Genomic DNA, 19,596 nt, shown 5'->3' on the forward strand with positions numbered 1-19,596 from the left:
AGGCCGGATAAGGCAAAGCCGCCATCCGGCAAAAAAACTTACTTCTTCTTCACCGGACGCTGCCAGCCTTGCTTATGCACCTGCGGCACGCGGCTTAACACCAGTTCGTTATCCGCGACATTGCGGGTAACGGTTGTGCCGGCGGCGATGGTCGCACCTTTACCCACGGTAACTGGCGCCACCAGCTGAGTATCGGAACCGACAAACACATCATCGCCAATAATCGTTTTGAATTTATTTGCGCCATCGTAGTTGCAGGTAATGGTGCCCGCGCCGATATTCACGTTGTCGCCAATTTCCGCATCACCCAGATAGCTCAGGTGGCCCGCTTTCGAACCTTTCCCCAGACGCGCTTTTTTCATTTCAACGAAGTTGCCGACATGAGCGCCTTCCCGCAGTTCCGCGCCGGGGCGCAGACGGGCAAACGGACCAATAGTACAGGCCGCTTCCAGGTGCGCATCTTCCACCACGCTGTACGGGCTGATGTCACAGTCATCGCCAATTACGCTGTTTTTAATAACGCAACCCGCGCCAATCTTCACGCGGTGACCCAGCGTGACGTTGCCTTCGATGATAACGTTAGTATCAATTTCAACATCGCGCCCGTGGGTGAGAGCGCCGCGCAGGTCAAAACGCGCGGGATCGCGCAGCATCACACCGGCCAGCAGCAGCTTTTCGGCCTGCTCGGACTGATAAACGCGTTCCAGACGAGAGAGTTGCAGACGGTTGTTTACGCCTTCCACTTCGCTTAAACGATCCGGGTGTACAGCAGCGATTTCGCGGCCTTCCTGATACGCCAGCGCAATGATGTCGGTAATGTAATATTCACCCTGAGCATTATTGTTGGTCAGTTTCGCCAGCCAGCGCTTCATGTCCGCACCATTAGCGATCAGGATACCGGTATTGATTTCCTGGATCTGACGCTGTTCGTCGGTGGCATCTTTATGCTCAACGATGCCGGTCACTTTACCGTTCTCACGCGTAATACGACCGTAACCGCTCGGATCGTCCAGCTTCACGGTTAATAAACCAATGCCGCCCTGCGGTTTGGCGTCACGCAGACGCTGTAAGGTTTCCACAGAGATCAGCGGCACATCGCCATAGAGCATTAAAATGTCTTCGTCATCGCTAAAGAACGGCGCCGCCTGCTGCATCGCATGACCCGTCCCCAGCTGCTCTGCCTGCAAAACCCAGTTCAGGTTGTCATTTTTAAGGGTGTTTTTAAGCAGATCGCCGCCGTGACCATAGACCAGATGCACCTGAGATGCGCCTAATTCATTAGCGGCATCAATGACATGCTGAACCATCGCTTTTCCCGCAAGGGTATGCAGCACTTTAGGAAGATCGGAATACATACGCGTGCCTTTGCCTGCGGCAAGGATCACTACGCTCATAGCACTATTCAACATACGCGTCCTGACTGTAATTTGAGAACGAATTTATACCGTTTCACATTGAAAATACTACATTTTTTTCATCGTGAAATGGGTAGAAGAGAAAACGCTCAACGCGGGGTTTTCACCGCTTGTTAATGGGATATTTTCGTTCATCGCCCTGCCTTTTGTCTTCAGAAAAGTCAGACTTACCTTTCATTAAAGGCTTAGGTTAATGTTTTTGCTATTTTTTTGACCCATGAATAAAGATGAAACAGCACGGAATAACATTCAGGCAAAAAAAAACCAGCCTGATTTCAGACTGGTTTTTATGCTTTCAAGCCGGTGTTACATCGCTTTTTTGGTCAACTCGATAACGCGCAGTTTGGCGATCGCTTTGGCCAGTTCCGCAGATGCCTGAGCGTAATCCACGTCACCATGAGAGCTCTTAATGCGCTCTTCAGCCTTACGTTTCGCTTCCAGAGCTCGCGCTTCGTCGAGATCCTGGCCGCGAATCGCGGTATCAGCCAGTACGGTCACGCTGCCAGGCTGCACTTCAAGAATGCCGCCAGACAGGTAGATAAACTCTTCATGACCGAACTGTTTAACGATGCGGATCATACCAGGCTTAATGGCGGTGAGCAGCGGCGCGTGGCCCGGGTAAATACCCAGTTCACCTTCACTACCCGTTACCTGGATTTTTTCGACCAGACCAGAGAACATTTGTTGCTCTGCGCTGACGACGTCCAGGTGGTAAGTCATTGCCATATCACCCTCCGATTAAGGCGTTAAAGTTTTTTGGCTTTTTCCACGGCTTCGTCGATGGAACCGACCATATAGAACGCCTGCTCCGGCAGGTGATCGTATTCGCCTTCCATGATGCCTTTAAAGCCACGGATGGTGTCTTTCAGGGAGACGTATTTACCCGGAGAACCGGTAAATACTTCTGCCACGAAGAACGGCTGGGACAGGAAGCGCTGAATCTTACGTGCGCGAGCTACCACCAGTTTGTCTTCTTCAGACAGTTCATCCATACCCAGGATGGCGATGATGTCTTTCAGTTCCTGGTAACGTTGCAGGATAGACTGTACGCCACGCGCGGTGTCGTAGTGCTCCTGACCAACAACCAGCGGGTCCAGCTGACGGCTGGTGGAATCCAGCGGGTCAACGGCCGGGTAGATACCCAGAGACGCGATCTGACGGCTCAGTACCACGGTTGCGTCAAGGTGCGCAAAGGTGGTGGCTGGAGACGGGTCAGTCAAGTCATCCGCAGGTACGTATACCGCCTGTACGGAGGTGATAGAACCGGTTTTAGTGGAGGTGATACGTTCTTGCAGAACACCCATCTCTTCCGCCAGGGTCGGCTGGTAGCCTACCGCTGAAGGCATACGACCCAGCAGTGCGGATACTTCCGTACCGGCCAGGGTGTAACGGTAGATGTTGTCGACGAACAGCAGAACGTCACGACCTTCGTCACGGAATTTCTCCGCCATGGTCAGGCCGGTCAGCGCAACGCGCAGACGGTTTCCCGGCGGCTCGTTCATCTGGCCGTAAACCAGGGATACTTTGTCGATAACGTTGGAGTCGGTCATTTCGTGGTAGAAGTCGTTACCCTCACGAGTACGTTCACCTACGCCCGCAAACACGGAGTAACCGGAGTGTTCGATCGCGATGTTACGGATCAGCTCCATCATGTTTACGGTTTTACCTACACCCGCACCACCGAACAGACCCACTTTACCGCCCTTCGCGAACGGACACATCAGGTCGATAACTTTGATACCGGTTTCCAGCAGTTCCTGAGAGTTTGACAACTCTTCGTAGGACGGTGCCGCACGGTGGATAGCCCAACGCTCTTCTTCACCGATCTCGCCTTTCATGTCTACTGGTTCGCCCAGTACGTTCATGATACGACCCAGCGTTGCTTTACCTACCGGGACTTCGATCGGGTGCTCAAGGTCTTTCACATCCAGACCACGACGCAGGCCGTCGGAAGAACCCATGGCGATGGTACGTACGATACCGCCACCGAGCTGCTGCTGAACTTCCAGCACCAGATGTTCATTACCATTCTGCACCTCAAGGGCGTCGTACACGCGCGGTACGGCATCCTGAGGGAACTCGACGTCAACTACGGCGCCGATTACCTGGACAATTTTTCCAGTAGCCATCTTGAATCCTCTACGAATTAACCTGGTTATACCGCGGATGCACCACCGACGATTTCGGTGAGTTCCTGAGTAATGCTGGCCTGACGAGCTTTGTTGTATACCAACTGCAACTCTTTAATCAGGCTGCCGCCATTGTCGGTCGCGGCTTTCATCGCCACCATACGTGCGGCCTGCTCGCTGGCCAGGTTTTCTACCACGCCCTGATAAACCTGAGATTCCACATAGCGACGCAGGAGGGTATCCAGCAGCGCTTTCGGATCGGGTTCGTACAGGTAATCCCAGGTTTTACGTTTCAGTTCATCATCTTCTGAAGCCGGTAACGGCAGCAGCTGAGTGATAGTCGGAACCTGAGACATGGTGTTAATAAATTTGTTGCTGACAATGTAAAGCTTGTCCAGACGGCCTTCATCATAGGCCTGCAACATCACTTTTACCGGGCCGATCAGTTCGGACAGGGATGGGTTATCCCCCATACCCGTCACCTGGGCGACAACATTGCCACCTACGGAACTAAAGAAAGACACGCCTTTAGAGCCGATCATTGCGAGGTCGCACTGAACGCCTTTATCGGACCATGCTTTCATATCCGCCAGCAGTTTCTTGAACAGGTTAATGTTCAAGCCACCGCACAGACCACGGTCGGTCGACACCACCAGGTAGCCCACGCGCTTAACGTCGCGTTCTTCCAGATAGGGGTGCTTATATTCCAGATTACCGTTCGCAAGGTGACCAATCACTTTGCGCATGGTATCTGCATAAGGACGGCTGGCCGCCATGCGATCCTGCGATTTACGCATTTTGGAAGCGGCGACCATCTCCATCGCTTTAGTGATCTTTTGCGTGTTCTGGACGCTTGCGATCTTACTACGTATCTCTTTTGCGCCGGCCATGAGCTTCTCCTCAATGCCTTGCGGCCTGCCTTAAGGCAGGCCACCAGACGTTACCAGGACTGGGTTGCTTTGAAGGAATCGAGGATGCCTTTCAGCTTGCCTTCGATTTCGTCGTTATAGCCACCGGACTGGTTGATCTCTTGCATCAACGGAGCGTGATCACGGTCGACGTAAGCCAGCAGAGCGGCTTCGAAGCTACCGATTTTCGCCAGTTCTACATCCGCCAGATAACCACGTTCTGCCGCGAACAGAACCAGAGACTGCTGCGCAACGGACATCGGCGCATACTGTTTCTGTTTCAGCAGTTCAGTCACTTTCTGACCGTGGTCAAGCTGTTTACGGGTTGCATCGTCAAGGTCAGATGCAAACTGGGAGAACGCCGCCAGTTCACGATACTGCGCCAGCGCGGTACGGATACCACCGGACAGTTTCTTCATGATCTTGGTCTGCGCTGCACCACCAACACGGGATACGGAGATACCCGGGTTAACCGCAGGACGAATACCAGAGTTAAACAGGTTGGTTTCCAGGAAGATCTGACCATCGGTAATAGAAATTACGTTGGTCGGAACGAACGCAGAAACGTCACCCGCCTGGGTTTCGATAATCGGCAGCGCAGTCAGAGAACCGGTTTTCCCTTTCACTTCACCTTTCGTGAAGGCTTCAACGTATTCAACGTTAACACGCGCAGCACGCTCCAGCAGACGAGAGTGGAGGTAGAATACGTCGCCCGGGAATGCTTCACGTCCTGGCGGACGACGGAGCAGCAGGGAGATCTGACGATAAGCAACAGCCTGTTTGGACAGGTCATCGTAGATGATCAGCGCATCTTCGCCGCGGTCGCGGAAGTATTCGCCCATTGCGCAACCGGCATACGGCGCCAGGTATTGCAGTGCGGCAGATTCAGATGCGGTAGCAACCACAACGATGGTATTTTGCAGTGCGCCGTGTTCTTCCAGCTTGCGAACCACGTTAGAGATGGTGGACGCTTTCTGGCCGATAGCCACGTAGACGCACTTGATGCCGGAATCACGCTGGTTGATGATGGCGTCGATTGCCAGAGCGGTTTTACCGGTCTGACGGTCACCGATGATCAATTCACGCTGGCCACGACCGATTGGGATCATGGAGTCAACGGCTTTATAACCCGTCTGAACAGGCTGATCAACGGACTGACGTTCGATTACGCCCGGCGCGATAGCTTCAACAGCAGAGAAGCCATCATGCTCAACCGGACCTTTACCGTCGATTGGCGCGCCCAGGGTGTTAACCACACGGCCCAGCAGGCCACGGCCAACCGGAACTTCCAGGATACGGCCAGTACATTTAACCTTCATGCCTTCGGCAAGGTCAGCGTACGGACCCATCACAACCGCACCTACAGAGTCGCGCTCCAGGTTCAGTGCGATAGCGTAACGGTTACCCGGCAGGGAGATCATTTCACCCTGCATACAATCGGCCAGGCCGTGAATGCGGATAACACCGTCACTTACAGAAACAATAGTACCTTCGTTGTGAGCTTCACTCACAACATTGAACTGAGCAATGCGCTGCTTGATCAGTTCGCTGATTTCGGTGGAATTCAGTTGCATGCTCCAGTCCCCTTAAGACTGCAAGACGTCTGCAAGGCGTTCAAGACGGCCGCGTACGCTGCCATCAATGACCATATCACCCGCTCGGATGATAACGCCTGCCATTACAGACTTATCGATTTTGCAATTCAGCTTAACTTTGCGTGACAGACGTTTTTCCATCGCAGCGCTAATTTTCGCAAGCTGTTCTTCACTCAATGCGGTGGCGGAAGTTACCTCAACTTCAGAGGTGGACTCACTCGCGGCGCGCAGGTGAATAAACTGCTCCAGAACATCCGGGAGCGCGTTCAGACGATTATTTTCAGCCATCACCCGAATCAGGTTCTGACCGTTTTCGTCCAGCTGCTCACCGCAGACTGCGATAAACGACTCAGCGAGCGTTTCCGGCGCCAGCGCACCAGAGAGAAGCTCTGCCATTTGTTCGTTCTTGGTTACCTCGGCGGCAAACGCCAGCATGTCCTGCCAGCGCTCTACACTTTGGTGTTCGACGGCAAAGTCAAAAGCTGCTTTGGCGTAGGGGCGAGCTACCGTAACAAATTCAGACATCAGCCCCTCCCTCCTTACAGTTCAGCGACAAGTTTGTCCACGATGTCGCTGTTAGCAGCTTCATCCACGGAACGTTCGATGATCTTCTCGGCGCCAGCAACAGCCAGGATAGCAACTTGCTTACGCAGCTCTTCACGGGCACGTTTACGCTCGGCGTCAATTTCCGCCTGCGCCTGGGCCACGATTTTAGTACGTTCCTGCTCTGCTTCAGTTTTGGCTTCATCCAGGATCTGAGCGCGACGTTTGTTCGCCTGCTCAATGATTACCTGAGCTTCCGCCTTCGCTTTTTTCAGCTGGTCGGTCGCGCTGGCCTTTGCAAGGTCAAGGTCCTTATGTGCTCGTTCTGCGGAAGCAAGACCGTCAGCAATTTCTTTTTGACGTTTTTCGATGGCAGCCATTAACGGCGGCCATACGTACTTCATGCAGAACAGAACGAACAGGACAAACGCGATGGCCTGGCCGAGGATTGTTGCGTTAAGATTCACAGCACAATGCCTCTATCTAGTTAACGTTCTGATATTGCTCTTAATTCAAGCAACGCTTACTACGCGACAGCGAACATCACGTACAGACCCAGACCTACAGCGATCATCGGGATAGCATCCACCAGACCCATAACGATAAAGAACTGAGTACGCAGCAGAGGAATCAGATCAGGTTGACGCGCTGCGCCTTCCAGGAATTTACCCCCGAGGATGCCGATACCGATCGCAGCACCGATTGCCGCCAGACCCATCATCACAGCGGCAGCCATGTACAGCAGATCCATATTCAGGTTTTCCATGACAGTCTCCAGTTTGTTTCAGTTAAAACGTAGTAGTGTTGGTAAAATTAATGCTCTTCAGACGCCATCGACAGATAGACAATCGTCAGAACCATGAAGATGAAGGCTTGCAGCGTAATGATCAGGATGTGGAAAATGGCCCACGGCACATTCAGAATCCACTGTGACCACCACGGCAACAGACCAGCAATCAGAATGAAAATCAGCTCACCGGCATACATGTTGCCGAACAGTCGCAGACCGAGTGATACCGGTTTGGACAGCAGACTTACCCCTTCAAGGATTAAGTTGACAGGGATGAACGCCCAGTGATTGAACGGCTGTAGCGTCAACTCTTTCGTGAAGCCGCCGATGCCTTTCATTTTGATGCTGTAGAACAGAATGAGGATAAATACGCCCAGCGCCATCGACAGGGTGATGTTCACGTCAGCGGACGGAACGACACGCAGTGCCGGCAGACCGAAGATATGCTCGCCGATATACGGCAGCAGATCGATAGGCAGTAAGTCCATCAGGTTCATCAGGAATACCCAGACGAAGATCGTCAGGGCCAGCGGCGCAATCAGCTTGCTTTTGCCATGGTACATGTCTTTCACGCTACCATGCACAAAGCCGATGACCAGCTCAATCGCGGTCTGAAATTTACCTGGTACGCCGCTGGTCGCCTTTTTGGCTACGCTGCGGAACATAAGCAGGAACAACAGACCCAGCACCACCGAGAAGAACATGGAGTCAATATTGAGCGTCCAGAAGGTGGCTGGGGGGTTATGCGGATCCACCAGCGAGAATGTACGCAGGTCCAACTGAAGGTTGTTCAGATGGTGTCCTATGTAATCCTGCGGCGTCATATTTTCTGAAGCCATGATGCCTTTTACCCTTTGTTGTTAATTACAGCCGGCGCCAGTATCTGAACCACCAGCACCAAAACCCACGTAACGATCAGCGGCAAAAATACCGCCTTAAAAACCGCCAACGCCACCACCAGTAGAACCAGCATCGCTAACACCTTGAAGGCTTCGCCGAAGGCGAATGACCAGGCCACGCGGCCTTTCGCAGGTGTATGCGCCTGGTGACGCCAGGCAAATATCATAAACAACATGTTAGGCAGCAACACTGCCAAGCCTCCGCATAAGGCGGAAGCGCCCCAGAAGGGGTCTTTGAGGCTAAACAGCAATCCACTTGCTATTACCGCCAGAAGCTGAATGAACAGAAGCTTACGAGCAACGTTTCGACTCAAGAGCGACACAGACATCACGTTTTTACTCCTGCTCCCTTCGAGGTATGCCGCGTGTCGTATAAAACGTTCTTTAAGGCTTAGAGTCAAGCATCAAAAAGCGGTCAAATTATACGGTGCGCCCTCGTGATTTCAAACAATAAGTAGCTAAAAGGTGAATAAATGTTTAAATATTTTTCCCTGGTGCACATTTATCACTTTTCATCAAACTGTGAACGATCATGCAAAACTGCAAATGGCGCGTAAATACTGGTGATAAAGCGTGCTTCGGATCACATATTGAGCATATTCGCCCCGGCAGTATTTATTTACTTGGCAAATGATGCCTTTTCATCTTTCTGATATTTAAGCCTAAAATCACTCACTATTTAAAAAACACCCGGTTACAAGCTAAAAACCATTCATTGACATTTATAATAAAAATTCAACATACCTGAGTGATTCTTAGGTTCAATTTTTAGCAACCTGATATTTTCAATGTTGATTAATTCATTTTTTAATAAAAAGAGCTACGTTGTAGCAATGATACAAAACGGTGAACTCATGGTTAACAGTAACAAGGTATAACTATTCGTTACCTCGCGATTGTTAACACGCGAGCGCCCGTTTTTTTTCTATTTTTTTTGATAAAAATTAAATTTTGTTTGGCTTAATGACCACCAAATGACGTTCGCCTTCCAGCTGCGGGACACGCAGTTTAACCACGGACTCGACGCTGAACGCCGCAGGCAGCGAGGCGATTTCCTCTTCCGGCAGTTGACCTTTTAACGCATAAAAGCGGCCATTTTCCCCCGGCAGGTGGCGACACCAGCTCAACATGTCATCGAGAGAGGCGAATGCACGGCTGATCACGCCATCAAACGGCGGCTCAGAAGGGAACTCTTCAACGCGGCTCTGCACTGGCGTAATATTTTCCAGCTTGAGTTCGTGCTGAACCTGGCGCAGAAAGCGTACCCGCTTGCCCAGGCTATCCAGCAGCGTGAAATGCGATTCAGGACGGACAATGGAGAGCGGGATCCCCGGCAGCCCCGGTCCCGTACCGACGTCAATAAAACGCTCCCCTTGCAGGTGCGGCGCCACAACGATGCTGTCCAGAATATGGCGTACCAGCATCTCGTTAGGATCCCGCACCGACGTCAGGTTGTAGGCTTTGTTCCATTTGTGCAGCATATCGACATACGCAATCAGCTGATTTTTCTGGTGATCGGTAAGCGAAATGCCTGCTTCATCCAGCAGACGGGAGAGTTTGTTAAGCACGGTCGTTACCTGTTAATAATCAAATGCCCGATGCGCTTTCGCTTATCGGGCCTACAAATTTGTAGGGCGGGCAAGCGAAGCGCCCCCGCCAAATTAGTGTTATCAAGCGCTGCGACGCAGCATTCCCTGTTTCTTCAGCCACACCAGCAAAATTGAAATCGCCGCGGGTGTAACGCCGGAAATGCGCGACGCCTGACCGATAGAGACCGGTTTGTGATCGTTCAGCTTAGCGATAACTTCATTCGACAGACCAGAAACCTGGCGATAATCCAGCGTTGCAGGCAGCAATGTGTTCTCGTTACGCAGCTGTTTTTCGATCTCATCCTGCTGACGGGCGATATAGCCTTCGTATTTTACCTGAATCTCAACCTGCTCAGCGGCCTGCGCATCATCAAGACCCGGAGCGAACGGCGTCAGCGAAGTCAGCTGCGCGTAGGTCATTTCCGGGCGACGCAGCAGGTCTTCACCGCTGGCTTCACGCGACAGCGGCGCAGTCAGGTGAGCGTTCACTTCACCGGCCGATTCCGCCGACGGCGTTACCCAGGTGGATTTCAGACGCTGACGTTCGCGTTCGATATTCTCCAGCTTCTCGTTGAAGCGCGCCCAGCGCTCATCATCCACCAGGCCCAGCTCGCGGCCCATTTCGGTCAGACGCAGGTCGGCGTTATCTTCACGCAACATCAGGCGGTATTCCGCGCGGGAGGTAAACATGCGGTACGGTTCTTTGGTGCCCAGCGTGCAAAGATCGTCCACCAGCACGCCGAGGTAAGCCTGAGAACGCGCAGGCGCCCAGCCTTCTTTGTCCGCAGACAGACGGGCGGCGTTCAGACCGGCGAGCAAACCTTGCGCGGCCGCTTCTTCGTAACCTGTTGTCCCGTTGATTTGCCCGGCGAAGAACAACCCCTGGATAAATTTGCTCTCCAGCGTTGGTTTCAGGTCGCGCGGATCGAAGAAATCGTACTCAATGGCATAACCAGGACGCACGATTTTCGCGTTTTCCATCCCCTGCATTGAGCGAACGATCTGCATCTGCACATCGAACGGCAGACTGGTGGAGATACCGTTCGGGTAAATTTCGTTAGAGGTCAGTCCTTCCGGTTCCAGGAAGATCTGATGCTGGTTGCGATCGGCAAAGCGCATGACTTTATCTTCGATCGACGGGCAGTAACGCGGGCCGATCCCTTCGATCACACCGGCATACATTGGGCTGCGATCGAGATTGTTGCGGATCACATCATGGGTTTTTTCGTTGGTATGCGTGATGTAGCACGGCACCTGCTGCGGATGCTGGGACGCGTTGCCCATGAACGAGAACACAGGTATTGGGTTATCGCCGTGCTGCTGCGCCAGTACGCTAAAATCAATGGTGCGCGCATCAATACGCGGCGGCGTACCGGTTTTCAGGCGGCTGACGCGCAGCGGAAGTTCACGCAGGCGACGAGACAGTGGAATGGATGGCGGATCGCCAGCACGGCCGCCGCTGTAGTTATCCAGACCAATATGAATTTTGCCGTCAAGGAAAGTCCCGACGGTGAGAACCACCGCTTTAGCTCGGAATTTCAGGCCCATCTGGGTAACAGCGCCCACGACGCGATCGTTTTCAACAATCAGATCTTCAACCGCCTGCTGGAAGATCATCAGATTGGGCTGATTCTCCAGCGCAGTACGCACCGCCTGGCGATATAGCACGCGATCCGCCTGTGCGCGAGTTGCACGAACGGCCGGACCTTTGCTTGCGTTTAGTATCCTAAACTGGATACCCGCCTGGTCGATCGCTTTCGCCATCAGCCCGCCGAGCGCATCCACTTCTTTTACCAGGTGTCCCTTCCCAATACCGCCAATGGCCGGGTTGCAGCTCATTTGCCCCAGCGTGTCGATATTGTGTGTCAAAAGCAGGGTCTGTTGCCCCATACGCGCTGCGGCCATTGCGGCCTCAGTGCCTGCATGACCCCCGCCAATGATGATGACGTCAAAAGGATCCGGATAAAACATGGTAATTGCCTCGCATACGGCGGTGTGAAAGTGGATTGAAGCCCGGGTCGTGGATTCTACTCAACTTTAGCCGCTGGAGAAAGTCCCGGGATCTTGGGTATTAAAAAGAAGATCTTTTTATTTAGAGATCTGTTTTATTGTGATCTCTTATTAGGATCGCGATTGTCTGTGGATAACCAGGATCCGCTGAATAAGATCAACAAGTTGTTGAGGATCATTAGCTGTGAATGATCGGTGATCCTGGCCCGTATAAGCTGGGATCAGAATGAAGGGTTATGCACAACTCAAAAACTGAACACCGGTTGTTCTTTGGATAACTACTGGTTGATCCAAGCTTCTTACCAGAGTTATCCACACTCGATCGCACGATCTTTACACTATTTTGAGTAAATTAATCCAGGATCCCAGCCAAACCTCTGCCGGATCTTCAGGAATATCGTGTTCAAGGATGTTGATCTTGAGGGTTTCCCCGATCGGTTTTGCGCCTGATGTCTTGAGCGCGGCCTCTATTTTATCGATGGCGCCGCAGAATGTGTCATATTCACGACTTCCGATGCCGATGGCGCCGAAACGAACCTGAGAAAGATCGGGGTTCTGCGACTGAAGCGCTTCATAGAAAGGAGCAAGGTTATCCGGGATATCGCCCGCGCCATGCGTGGAGCTGATAATCAGCCAGATTCCTGACGCTGACAGATCCTCTAATAGCGGACCGTGCAAGGTTTCGGTTGAAAAACCTGCATCTTCCAGCTTTTCAGCCAGATGTTCTGCAACATATTCGGCACCGCCAAGGGTGCTGCCGCTGATAAGAGTAATGTCTGCCATACGAGCCCATCCTTATAAAGAGGGGCTATTGTACGCTGTGAGCGAGCTGGGATCTACCTGTGGAAAAATGTGGGATTAAAAAAGCCGATCACGGCCGGATAGTACGCATGATCGGGTTTTGCAGGGAGATCAATGTCTCGGTGGACTGAATTTCATCAATTGTTTGGATCTTGTTGATAAGTACCTGTTGCAGGGCGTCGATGGATCGACACATAACCTTAATAAAGATGCTGTAGTGGCCGGTGGTGTAATACGCTTCGGTCACTTCGTCCAGGCTTTCGAGCTTCGCCAGCGCGGATGGGTAGTCTTTCGCGCTTTTTAAAATAATGCCGATAAAACAGCAGACGTCGTATCCGAGCTGTTTTGGACTGACGTCAATCCGCGCGCCGGTAATGATCCCCGCCTGCTTCATTTTTTCTACGCGAACGTGAATCGTCCCCGGGCTGACGCTAAATTGTTTGGCCAGTTCAGCGTATGCCGTACGCGCATTTGCCATTAACGCTTCCAGGATGCCGCGATCCAGATTGTCGATCTGATAATTTTCCATAGGTTTTTCTTATGTAGATTAGTGATTCACTCTATTTTAGCGTCTTATTTTATCGAATCAAAAGTGAAGTCGGCTTTTTGTTTGTGGATTATTGAATATCACCCTCAATCTGTTGCTTAATCATAGGCAACAGGACGCAGGAGTATACAAAATGAAAACCGCTTACATCGCCAAACAACGTCAAATTAGCTTCGTGAAATCTCACTTCTCTCGTCAACTGGAGGAGCGTCTGGGTCTGATTGAAGTTCAGGCGCCGATCCTTAGCCGCGTAGGAGATGGCACGCAGGATAACTTGTCGGGCTGTGAAAAAGCGGTACAGGTAAAAGTGAAAGCGTTGCCGGATGCCCAGTTTGAAGTGGTGCATTCACTGGCAAAGTGGAAACGCCAGACGCTGGGACAACACGACTTCAGCGCGGGTGAAGGGCTGTACACGCACATGAAAGCCCTTCGCCCTGACGAAGACCGCCTCTCCCCGCTCCACTCCGTCTATGTCGACCAGTGGGACTGGGAACGCGTTATGGGCGACGGTGAGCGTCAATTCGCCACCCTGAAAAGCACGGTAGAGGCTATCTGGGAAGGCATTAAGGCAACCGAAGCCGCGGTAAGCAAAGAATTTGGTCTGGCGCCGTTCCTGCCGGAGCAGATCCACTTTGTTCACAGCCAGGAGTTGCTGGCCCGTTACCCGGATCTGGATGCGAAAGGGCGCGAACGCGCGATCGCGAAAGAGCTTGGCGCCGTTTTCCTGGTCGGTATCGGCGGGAAACTGAGTGACGGTAAACGCCACGACGTGCGTGCGCCGGATTATGATGACTGGAGCTCTGCTTCTGATCTGGGCCATGCTGGTCTGAACGGCGATATCCTGGTCTGGAACCCGGTACTGGAAGATGCGTTTGAGCTTTCCTCAATGGGGATCCGTGTCGACGCCGATGCGCTGAAACGCCAGCTTGCTCTGACCGGAGATGAAGATCGCCTGAGTCTGGAGTGGCACCAGGCGCTGCTGCGCGGCGAGATGCCGCAAACGATCGGCGGCGGTATTGGTCAGTCTCGCCTGACGATGCTGTTGCTGCAACTGCCGCACATTGGTCAGGTTCAGTGCGGCGTGTGGCCTGCGCAGGTTCGTGAAAGCGTCGCTTCCCTGCTGTAATTCTTTAACGCCGCCAGCGTCGTAGCAGGCGGCTTCGCATCCCGGTATCAAAGCGCCAGATATGGTCGAAAATACGCATGATGCCGGGTTTGCCGTGTGCTGACATCGCCACTGCATGAAAACGGTGCTGGTGTACCCGCTGTAACTCCCCTACTTTATTCACAACATCGTCAGGTAAGCGCTGGGCGATAAAATCTGAAATGACTACCGCATCCGCATCAAACCACTCTCGCCCCTGCATCCGTTCAATAATGGCGCGAAAACAGCTGGCGATATCCGTGCCGCCGCGAAAGCGCTGGCTCAAAAAGCGGATGGCCTGCTCGATGCCTTCTGGGCCAGACAGTTCATAGCGCACGACCTCTGTGGAAAACAGCATGATGAAGCAGCGACGGTTATCCGCCAGCGCGACGCGCATCAGCGCCAGGCAAAAGGCTTTCGCGCACTGCTCGTTAAATCCGCCCATTGAGCCGGAGGTGTCCACGCAAACAATGAATGGCCCGCGCGGCTGTTCGTCAAAATCCTGATGAACGACCGGGCGCTCAGTCACTTTCTCACGCCACGCTTCGCCGTGCAGACGGTACGTGAGCAGCTGTTTTTCCACCAGCCGTCGGTAGAATTCATATTCCAGTTCGGTAATGCCGAGCGTTGCCAGCTCAGGCGGCAGCAGGCGCAGAATGTCGTCGCTTTGCTGAATGCCGTCAACCTGTTCTGGAACGGTCGCCGGTTCGCGCACCAGCGTACGAAACGTCTCCATCGGCGCATCTTTGCGCGGCACCGATTTGGCTTCCCGGGAGCGGCCTAACTGTTCCGCCAGGCGTTTCAGTTCGGGTTGTTCTGCCAGGAAGTCGCCATATTTTACGATCAGCTGATAATCGCCGCGTTTGAGCTGCCCTGCGCTCATGTCCCACAGGCGGCCGGCTGCATGGTCATTTTCCGCCAGGACCGGCTCCAGTTGCCCGCTGAGCGTCATGCGTTCCTGCACTTCACTCAGCAACTGCTCGCGCTCCTCTTCCAGCAACTGATGATTTAAGGCCGTGGTTTGCACGATCAGGCTTAAACGCCAGCGTTGCAGAAAAAGCGTGTGTAGCGCTGGCGTAAAAGTGGCGTTACTGTCCACCAGTTGCTGGGCTTGCCCGGCATAGGGCGAATGTAGCCGGTGCAGCAACGCTAATATCTGCGGCAATTGCACAATAAACTGCGTTGTTCCGAGAAGCTGGCTTTGTTGATAGCACATCACCTCTTCCGTGAGTTCCGGCGGCACGCGCGCGTCTTTAAGACGGCTGCGCAGCGCTTCGCGCCAGCGGGGAAGATCGTCGGAAATGGCTCTCTTTAATCGGGGGAATTTCTCGAAGAAGATAGCCAGCTGCGGGGAGGCCAGCAAAGTGAGGATAATCTCTTCGATAATCCCCTCTTCACTGACCGCCAGCATGACATTCAGCGTGTCCAGTGTCAGCATTGCTGCGCCTGGCGGATCTGCGCACCAACATCCTGTAGGCTGGCTTCAATACGACCTAACCAGTCGCTATGGATAAACAGACATTTTTGCTGTTCGCTGAACCGGCTGTGTTGCTGGTGCCATTCGCTGTCCAGCGCCTCAAGCTGCTGTTTGATTTCGCCGGGCATTCCCTCTTCTGAACTGCCCGGTAGCGCCAGACGGCTGCCCTGTAGGCTGACGTCGCGCACCACCAGATGCTGAGCGCTATCAACTTCCATATTCAGCGTCTGGGCAAAACCGATCCCGTTGAGTTTGCCGCGGATCTCTCCGCCTTTTGCCAGCCACTGCTCAAGGGCGCTGCGTTCAAAAGCGATATGAATGACTTCCATATCATGCAGTTTAAGCGGTTGTTGCAAAAGCAAGGTTAGCACTGGCGCGCTCGCCTCTGGCGGCAGATCGTAATGGGGACGGCGGCTGAACATTCCACCCTGACGAACAACGGTAAAGGCTGTTTTATCGCTTTGTTGCTGTTGCAACTGGAGGCGACGTTGCACAATGCCGCCGAGGCGCGTCAGCATTGCCTGTTGCTGCCAGGCGTGCCCGGTCATCAATATTTCAAGCTGTTGCTGCATCAGATTCAGGCTTTGCGCGTCATACCACAGGCAATCTTTCAGCAGGATAAGATCGATTGGCGCAACGGCGTCGCGTCCGCTAAAGAACGCGCTGGCCTGTAACAGACGAATGGCTTTTTTCCAGCGACGGTCGGAAACATAGGGGGCGTCCGGCAGCGCATCAAGCTGCTGGCGCAGCGTGAAAATCAGTTCAAATACATGATCGGGCAGCGTAATGGCGGAAATATCCTTCTGCCACTGATAATACTCTTCATCAGTCACCTGTAATGAGGCTGGCACCGGGTTGTCGCTTTCGTCCTGCTGGCTTACCAGCATGGAGCGGAAATTCGCCTTATCCTGTACTTTATCCAGCCACAGACGAATGAGCATACGGTCGTATAACGCCTCCAGACTGCTGTCTGCTTCGGGAAGCTCGTTTGAGGCCGCCACCAGCAGGCGCATCGGAATTTTTTCTTCGTGCGCGCCGTTACGGAAATGGCGTTCGTTAATGGCGGTCAGCAGAGTGTTCAGGATTGCCGGACCCGCTTTCCAGATCTCATCCAGAAAGACGATTTCCGCTTCAGGAAGATAACCCGTGGTCAGGCGCTCATAGCGACCTTCATCTTTTAGTGCCTGAATGGAGAGAGGACCAAAAACCTCCTCTGGCGTGGAAAAACGCGTCATCAGATACTCAAAGGCGCGGGCGTGCTGAAAGGCGAACTTCAGACGACGGGCTATCAGGCTTTTGGCAATGCCTGGCGGTCCAAGTAAAAAGACGCTCTCACCGCTCAACGCTGCCAGCAGGCAAAGGCGAATGGCGTGGCTACGTTCATAAAGTCCCTTTTCCAGGGCGCTGCTCAGACGGGAAATTCTTTCCGCTAATAAATGTGGGTGAGCCATAATAAGGTGGCGTCCTTCCGCCAGATGTATCATGTTAACAGCGAGTATAGACGTTTCGCCACGAAGCAATAATAGACTGAAGCATCGTTTCTTTTTCTTTGCGCCAGGTTAATCTGACGTCGATTAGGGGTACGATTTTGCGATTAATCGTGCATACTGTGCGCCTTTTTTGTGGGCCAAGGGACTACGCACACATTTCATATATATACACTAAATCATTCAAACTGCATCAAGGTGGCAAAGGAGTGGATCCCCGGGAGCCTTGTCGTTTGAAAGATGCCATGTATAAACGAAAGACGAGTCTATGAGCACTGATAATAAACAATCATTGTCTGCGATCACTCTCGCAGCGATTGGGGTTGTCTATGGTGATATTGGTACCAGCCCACTTTATACACTTCGTGAATGCTTGTCCGGTCAGTTTGGTTTTGGTGTTGAACGTGATGCCGTATTTGGCTTTCTGTCGCTGATTTTCTGGCTGCTGATCTTTGTTGTTTCTATCAAGTATCTGACTTTTGTCATGCGCGCAGATAACGCCGGTGAGGGCGGGATTCTGACCTTAATGTCGCTAGCCGGGCGTAATACATCGGCGAGAATGACGTCCACGCTGGTCATTATGGGGTTAATTGGCGGTAGCTTCTTCTACGGTGAAGTGGTGATTACACCCGCGATATCAGTCATGTCGGCTATTGAAGGTCTGGAAATTGTGGCGCCGGAACTGGATACCTGGGTCGTCCCGCTTTCTATTATTGTGCTTACTCTGCTGTTTATGATTCAGAAACACGGGACGGGGATGGTCGGTAAGCTGTTTGCGCCGATTATGCTGACGTGGTTTTTGATTCTGGCTGGACTCGGCCTGCGCAGTATCATCGCTAACCCGGATGTGCTTCATGCCCTCAATCCCATGTGGGCGGCGAAGTTCTTCCTTGAGTACAAAACGGTGTCGTTTATTGCGCTGGGCGCCGTGGTGCTTTCGATCACCGGAGTTGAGGCGCTGTATGCGGATATGGGGCATTTCGGCAAGCTGCCGATTCGTCTGGCCTGGTTCTCGGTTGTTCTTCCTTCATTAACGTTAAACTACTTTGGTCAGGGTGCATTGCTGCTCAAACACCCGGAAGCGATTAAGAACCCGTTTTTCCTGCTGGCGCCGGAGTGGGCGCTGATCCCGCTGCTGATTCTTGCCGCGCTGGCGACGGTTATCGCCTCTCAGGCGGTGATTTCCGGCGTCTTCTCGCTGACGCGCCAGGCGGTGCGGCTGGGATATTTGTCGCCCATGCGCATTATCCACACCTCCGAAATGGAGTCCGGGCAGATCTATATTCCGTTCGTGAACTGGATGCTCTATTTTGCGGTGGTTATTGTTATTGTCAGCTTTGAGCGTTCCAGCAACCTGGCGGCGGCATACGGTATTGCCGTTACCGGTACGATGGTGCTGACCTCGATTCTTTCTACCACCGTGGCGCGTAAAAACTGGCACTGGAATAAGTATTTTGTCGCGCTGATCCTGGTGGCGTTCCTGTGCGTTGATGTTCCTCTGTTCTCGGCAAACCTCGACAAGCTGCTGTCGGGCGGCTGGTTGCCGCTGACGCTGGGGATCGTGATGTTCATCATTATGACGACCTGGAAGAGCGAGCGTTTCCGTCTGCTGCGTCGTATGCATGAGCACGGTAACTCCCTGGAAGCCCTGATCGCCTCGCTGGAGAAATCGCCTCCGGTACGCGTCCCCGGTACGGCGGTGTATATGTCCCGCGCGCTGAACGTCATTCCGTTTGCGTTGCTGCATAACCTCAAGCATAACAAGGTGCTGCATGAACGCGTGATTCTGCTGACGCTACGCACGGAAGACGCGCCATACGTACACAATGTTCGCCGGGTGCAGATTGAGCAACTGTCGCCAACCTTCTGGCGCGTGGTGGCCAGCTACGGTTGGCGCGAAACGCCGAACGTTGAGGAAGTGTTCCACCGCTGCGGGCTGGAAGGGCTGAGCTGCCGGATGATGGAAACCTCTTTCTTTATGTCGCATGAATCGCTGATCCTCGGCAAACGCCCGTGGTATTTGCGTTTACGCGGCAAGCTCTATCTGCTGTTGCAGCGTAATGCGTTGCGTGCGCCGGATCAGTTTGAAATCCCGCCGAACCGGGTTATCGAACTGGGAACGCAGGTCGAGATTTAAGCCTTTTAAAATGCCGGGCGGCGTAGCGCCGCCCGGCAATTATCCCCGTCGCATTTCACTTAGCGAAACGTTTCGACCCCGATCACAATTCCGTTACGTCATGATGGTTTTCTGCTCACTTCCGG

18 protein-coding genes are annotated in these 19,596 nt (G+C 53.0%); 2 read left to right on the forward strand and 16 right to left on the reverse strand.

All coding sequences use genetic code 11. The features are described from left to right. Positions 1-38: 38 nt before the first annotated feature. From glmU to asnC, 14 genes are all read right to left on the reverse strand, one after another. The gene (glmU, locus tag OGX81_RS14635; protein ID WP_058668322.1) at positions 39-1,409 is read right to left on the reverse strand and encodes a bifunctional UDP-N-acetylglucosamine diphosphorylase/glucosamine-1-phosphate N-acetyltransferase GlmU; all 1,371 of its coding nucleotides are present in this window, start codon (positions 1,407-1,409) and stop codon (positions 39-41) included. Positions 1,410-1,721: 312 nt separating this feature from the next. Continuing rightward, a complete protein-coding gene (locus OGX81_RS14640; protein WP_012000828.1) occupies positions 1,722-2,141 on the reverse strand; it encodes a F0F1 ATP synthase subunit epsilon in 420 nt (139 codons plus the stop codon). A gap of 20 nt (positions 2,142-2,161) precedes the next feature. Then, positions 2,162-3,544, reverse strand: coding sequence for a F0F1 ATP synthase subunit beta (gene atpD, locus OGX81_RS14645; protein WP_012000829.1), 1,383 nt, complete (start codon positions 3,542-3,544; stop codon positions 2,162-2,164). Between the two features lie 26 nt (positions 3,545-3,570). Next, positions 3,571-4,434 carry a F0F1 ATP synthase subunit gamma gene (gene atpG / locus OGX81_RS14650; RefSeq protein WP_047460091.1) on the reverse strand — a complete coding sequence of 288 codons (864 nt, stop codon included), beginning with the start codon at positions 4,432-4,434 and terminating at the stop codon, positions 3,571-3,573. 50 nt (positions 4,435-4,484) lie between these two features. Beyond that, entirely contained in the window at positions 4,485-6,026 is a 1,542-nt protein-coding gene (atpA, locus tag OGX81_RS14655) for a F0F1 ATP synthase subunit alpha (protein ID WP_012000831.1), read from the reverse strand. A gap of 12 nt (positions 6,027-6,038) precedes the next feature. Next, positions 6,039-6,572 (reverse strand): F0F1 ATP synthase subunit delta, encoded by a 534-nt coding sequence (atpH, locus tag OGX81_RS14660; RefSeq protein WP_012000833.1) that lies wholly within the window; start codon positions 6,570-6,572, stop codon positions 6,039-6,041. A gap of 14 nt (positions 6,573-6,586) precedes the next feature. Beyond that, the gene (gene atpF, locus OGX81_RS14665) at positions 6,587-7,057 is read right to left on the reverse strand and encodes a F0F1 ATP synthase subunit B (protein ID WP_003827022.1); all 471 of its coding nucleotides are present in this window, start codon (positions 7,055-7,057) and stop codon (positions 6,587-6,589) included. A gap of 59 nt (positions 7,058-7,116) precedes the next feature. Then, positions 7,117-7,356, reverse strand: coding sequence for a F0F1 ATP synthase subunit C (gene atpE / locus OGX81_RS14670; RefSeq protein WP_000429386.1), 240 nt, complete (start codon positions 7,354-7,356; stop codon positions 7,117-7,119). A gap of 47 nt (positions 7,357-7,403) precedes the next feature. Then, positions 7,404-8,219 (reverse strand): F0F1 ATP synthase subunit A, encoded by an 816-nt coding sequence (gene atpB, locus OGX81_RS14675; RefSeq protein WP_047460083.1) that lies wholly within the window; start codon positions 8,217-8,219, stop codon positions 7,404-7,406. An 8-nt stretch (positions 8,220-8,227) separates the two neighbouring features. Next, the gene (atpI, locus tag OGX81_RS14680; protein ID WP_012131096.1) at positions 8,228-8,608 is read right to left on the reverse strand and encodes a F0F1 ATP synthase subunit I; all 381 of its coding nucleotides are present in this window, start codon (positions 8,606-8,608) and stop codon (positions 8,228-8,230) included. Between the two features lie 615 nt (positions 8,609-9,223). Further along, a complete protein-coding gene (gene rsmG / locus OGX81_RS14685) occupies positions 9,224-9,847 on the reverse strand; it encodes a 16S rRNA (guanine(527)-N(7))-methyltransferase RsmG (protein ID WP_047460080.1) in 624 nt (207 codons plus the stop codon). A 102-nt stretch (positions 9,848-9,949) separates the two neighbouring features. Further along, positions 9,950-11,839, reverse strand: coding sequence for a tRNA uridine-5-carboxymethylaminomethyl(34) synthesis enzyme MnmG (gene mnmG, locus OGX81_RS14690; protein WP_104867974.1), 1,890 nt, complete (start codon positions 11,837-11,839; stop codon positions 9,950-9,952). 372 nt (positions 11,840-12,211) lie between these two features. Further along, positions 12,212-12,661, reverse strand: a complete 450-nt coding sequence (gene mioC, locus OGX81_RS14695; RefSeq protein ID WP_058668325.1) for an FMN-binding protein MioC — start codon at positions 12,659-12,661, stop codon at positions 12,212-12,214. A gap of 88 nt (positions 12,662-12,749) precedes the next feature. Continuing rightward, positions 12,750-13,208, reverse strand: coding sequence for a transcriptional regulator AsnC (gene asnC / locus OGX81_RS14700; protein WP_012131100.1), 459 nt, complete (start codon positions 13,206-13,208; stop codon positions 12,750-12,752). A 151-nt stretch (positions 13,209-13,359) separates the two neighbouring features. Here asnC and asnA point away from each other — a divergent pair, with 151 nt between their 5' ends. Then, positions 13,360-14,352 (forward strand): aspartate--ammonia ligase, encoded by a 993-nt coding sequence (asnA, locus tag OGX81_RS14705; RefSeq protein ID WP_024130086.1) that lies wholly within the window; start codon positions 13,360-13,362, stop codon positions 14,350-14,352. A 4-nt stretch (positions 14,353-14,356) separates the two neighbouring features. On the opposite strand, the gene viaA is transcribed toward asnA, so the two are convergent. Next, the gene (gene viaA / locus OGX81_RS14710) at positions 14,357-15,808 is read right to left on the reverse strand and encodes an ATPase RavA stimulator ViaA (RefSeq protein WP_012131102.1); all 1,452 of its coding nucleotides are present in this window, start codon (positions 15,806-15,808) and stop codon (positions 14,357-14,359) included. Continuing rightward, positions 15,802-17,298, reverse strand: a complete 1,497-nt coding sequence (gene ravA / locus OGX81_RS14715) for an ATPase RavA (protein WP_024130087.1) — start codon at positions 17,296-17,298, stop codon at positions 15,802-15,804. The genes viaA and ravA overlap by 7 nt, the downstream gene beginning before the upstream one ends. 304 nt (positions 17,299-17,602) lie before the next feature. On the opposite strand from ravA, the gene kup reads away from it, so the two are divergent. Beyond that, positions 17,603-19,471, forward strand: coding sequence for a low affinity potassium transporter Kup (kup, locus tag OGX81_RS14720; RefSeq protein ID WP_012131104.1), 1,869 nt, complete (start codon positions 17,603-17,605; stop codon positions 19,469-19,471). Positions 19,472-19,596: the final 125 nt, after the last annotated feature.

It is taken from the genome of Citrobacter sp. CK206 (assembly GCF_030333125.1).
Classification (GTDB): domain Bacteria; phylum Pseudomonadota; class Gammaproteobacteria; order Enterobacterales; family Enterobacteriaceae; genus Citrobacter_B; species Citrobacter_B koseri.

Coding starts and splice junctions, on each gene's coding strand:
- glmU (WP_058668322.1), bottom strand. CDS start 1,409: ATGTTGAATAGTGCTATGAGCGTAGTGATCCTTGCCGCAGGCAAAGGC.
- OGX81_RS14640 (WP_012000828.1), bottom strand. CDS start 2,141: ATGGCAATGACTTACCACCTGGACGTCGTCAGCGCAGAGCAACAAATG.
- atpD (WP_012000829.1), bottom strand. CDS start 3,544: ATGGCTACTGGAAAAATTGTCCAGGTAATCGGCGCCGTAGTTGACGTC.
- atpG (WP_047460091.1), bottom strand. CDS start 4,434: ATGGCCGGCGCAAAAGAGATACGTAGTAAGATCGCAAGCGTCCAGAAC.
- atpA (WP_012000831.1), bottom strand. CDS start 6,026: ATGCAACTGAATTCCACCGAAATCAGCGAACTGATCAAGCAGCGCATT.
- atpH (WP_012000833.1), bottom strand. CDS start 6,572: ATGTCTGAATTTGTTACGGTAGCTCGCCCCTACGCCAAAGCAGCTTTT.
- atpE (WP_000429386.1), bottom strand. CDS start 7,356: ATGGAAAACCTGAATATGGATCTGCTGTACATGGCTGCCGCTGTGATG.
- atpB (WP_047460083.1), bottom strand. CDS start 8,219: ATGGCTTCAGAAAATATGACGCCGCAGGATTACATAGGACACCATCTG.
- atpI (WP_012131096.1), bottom strand. CDS start 8,608: ATGTCTGTGTCGCTCTTGAGTCGAAACGTTGCTCGTAAGCTTCTGTTC.
- mnmG (WP_104867974.1), bottom strand. CDS start 11,839: ATGTTTTATCCGGATCCTTTTGACGTCATCATCATTGGCGGGGGTCAT.
- mioC (WP_058668325.1), bottom strand. CDS start 12,661: ATGGCAGACATTACTCTTATCAGCGGCAGCACCCTTGGCGGTGCCGAA.
- asnC (WP_012131100.1), bottom strand. CDS start 13,208: ATGGAAAATTATCAGATCGACAATCTGGATCGCGGCATCCTGGAAGCG.
- asnA (WP_024130086.1), top strand. CDS start 13,360: ATGAAAACCGCTTACATCGCCAAACAACGTCAAATTAGCTTCGTGAAA.
- viaA (WP_012131102.1), bottom strand. CDS start 15,808: ATGCTGACACTGGACACGCTGAATGTCATGCTGGCGGTCAGTGAAGAG.
- ravA (WP_024130087.1), bottom strand. CDS start 17,298: ATGGCTCACCCACATTTATTAGCGGAAAGAATTTCCCGTCTGAGCAGC.
- kup (WP_012131104.1), top strand. CDS start 17,603: ATGAGCACTGATAATAAACAATCATTGTCTGCGATCACTCTCGCAGCG.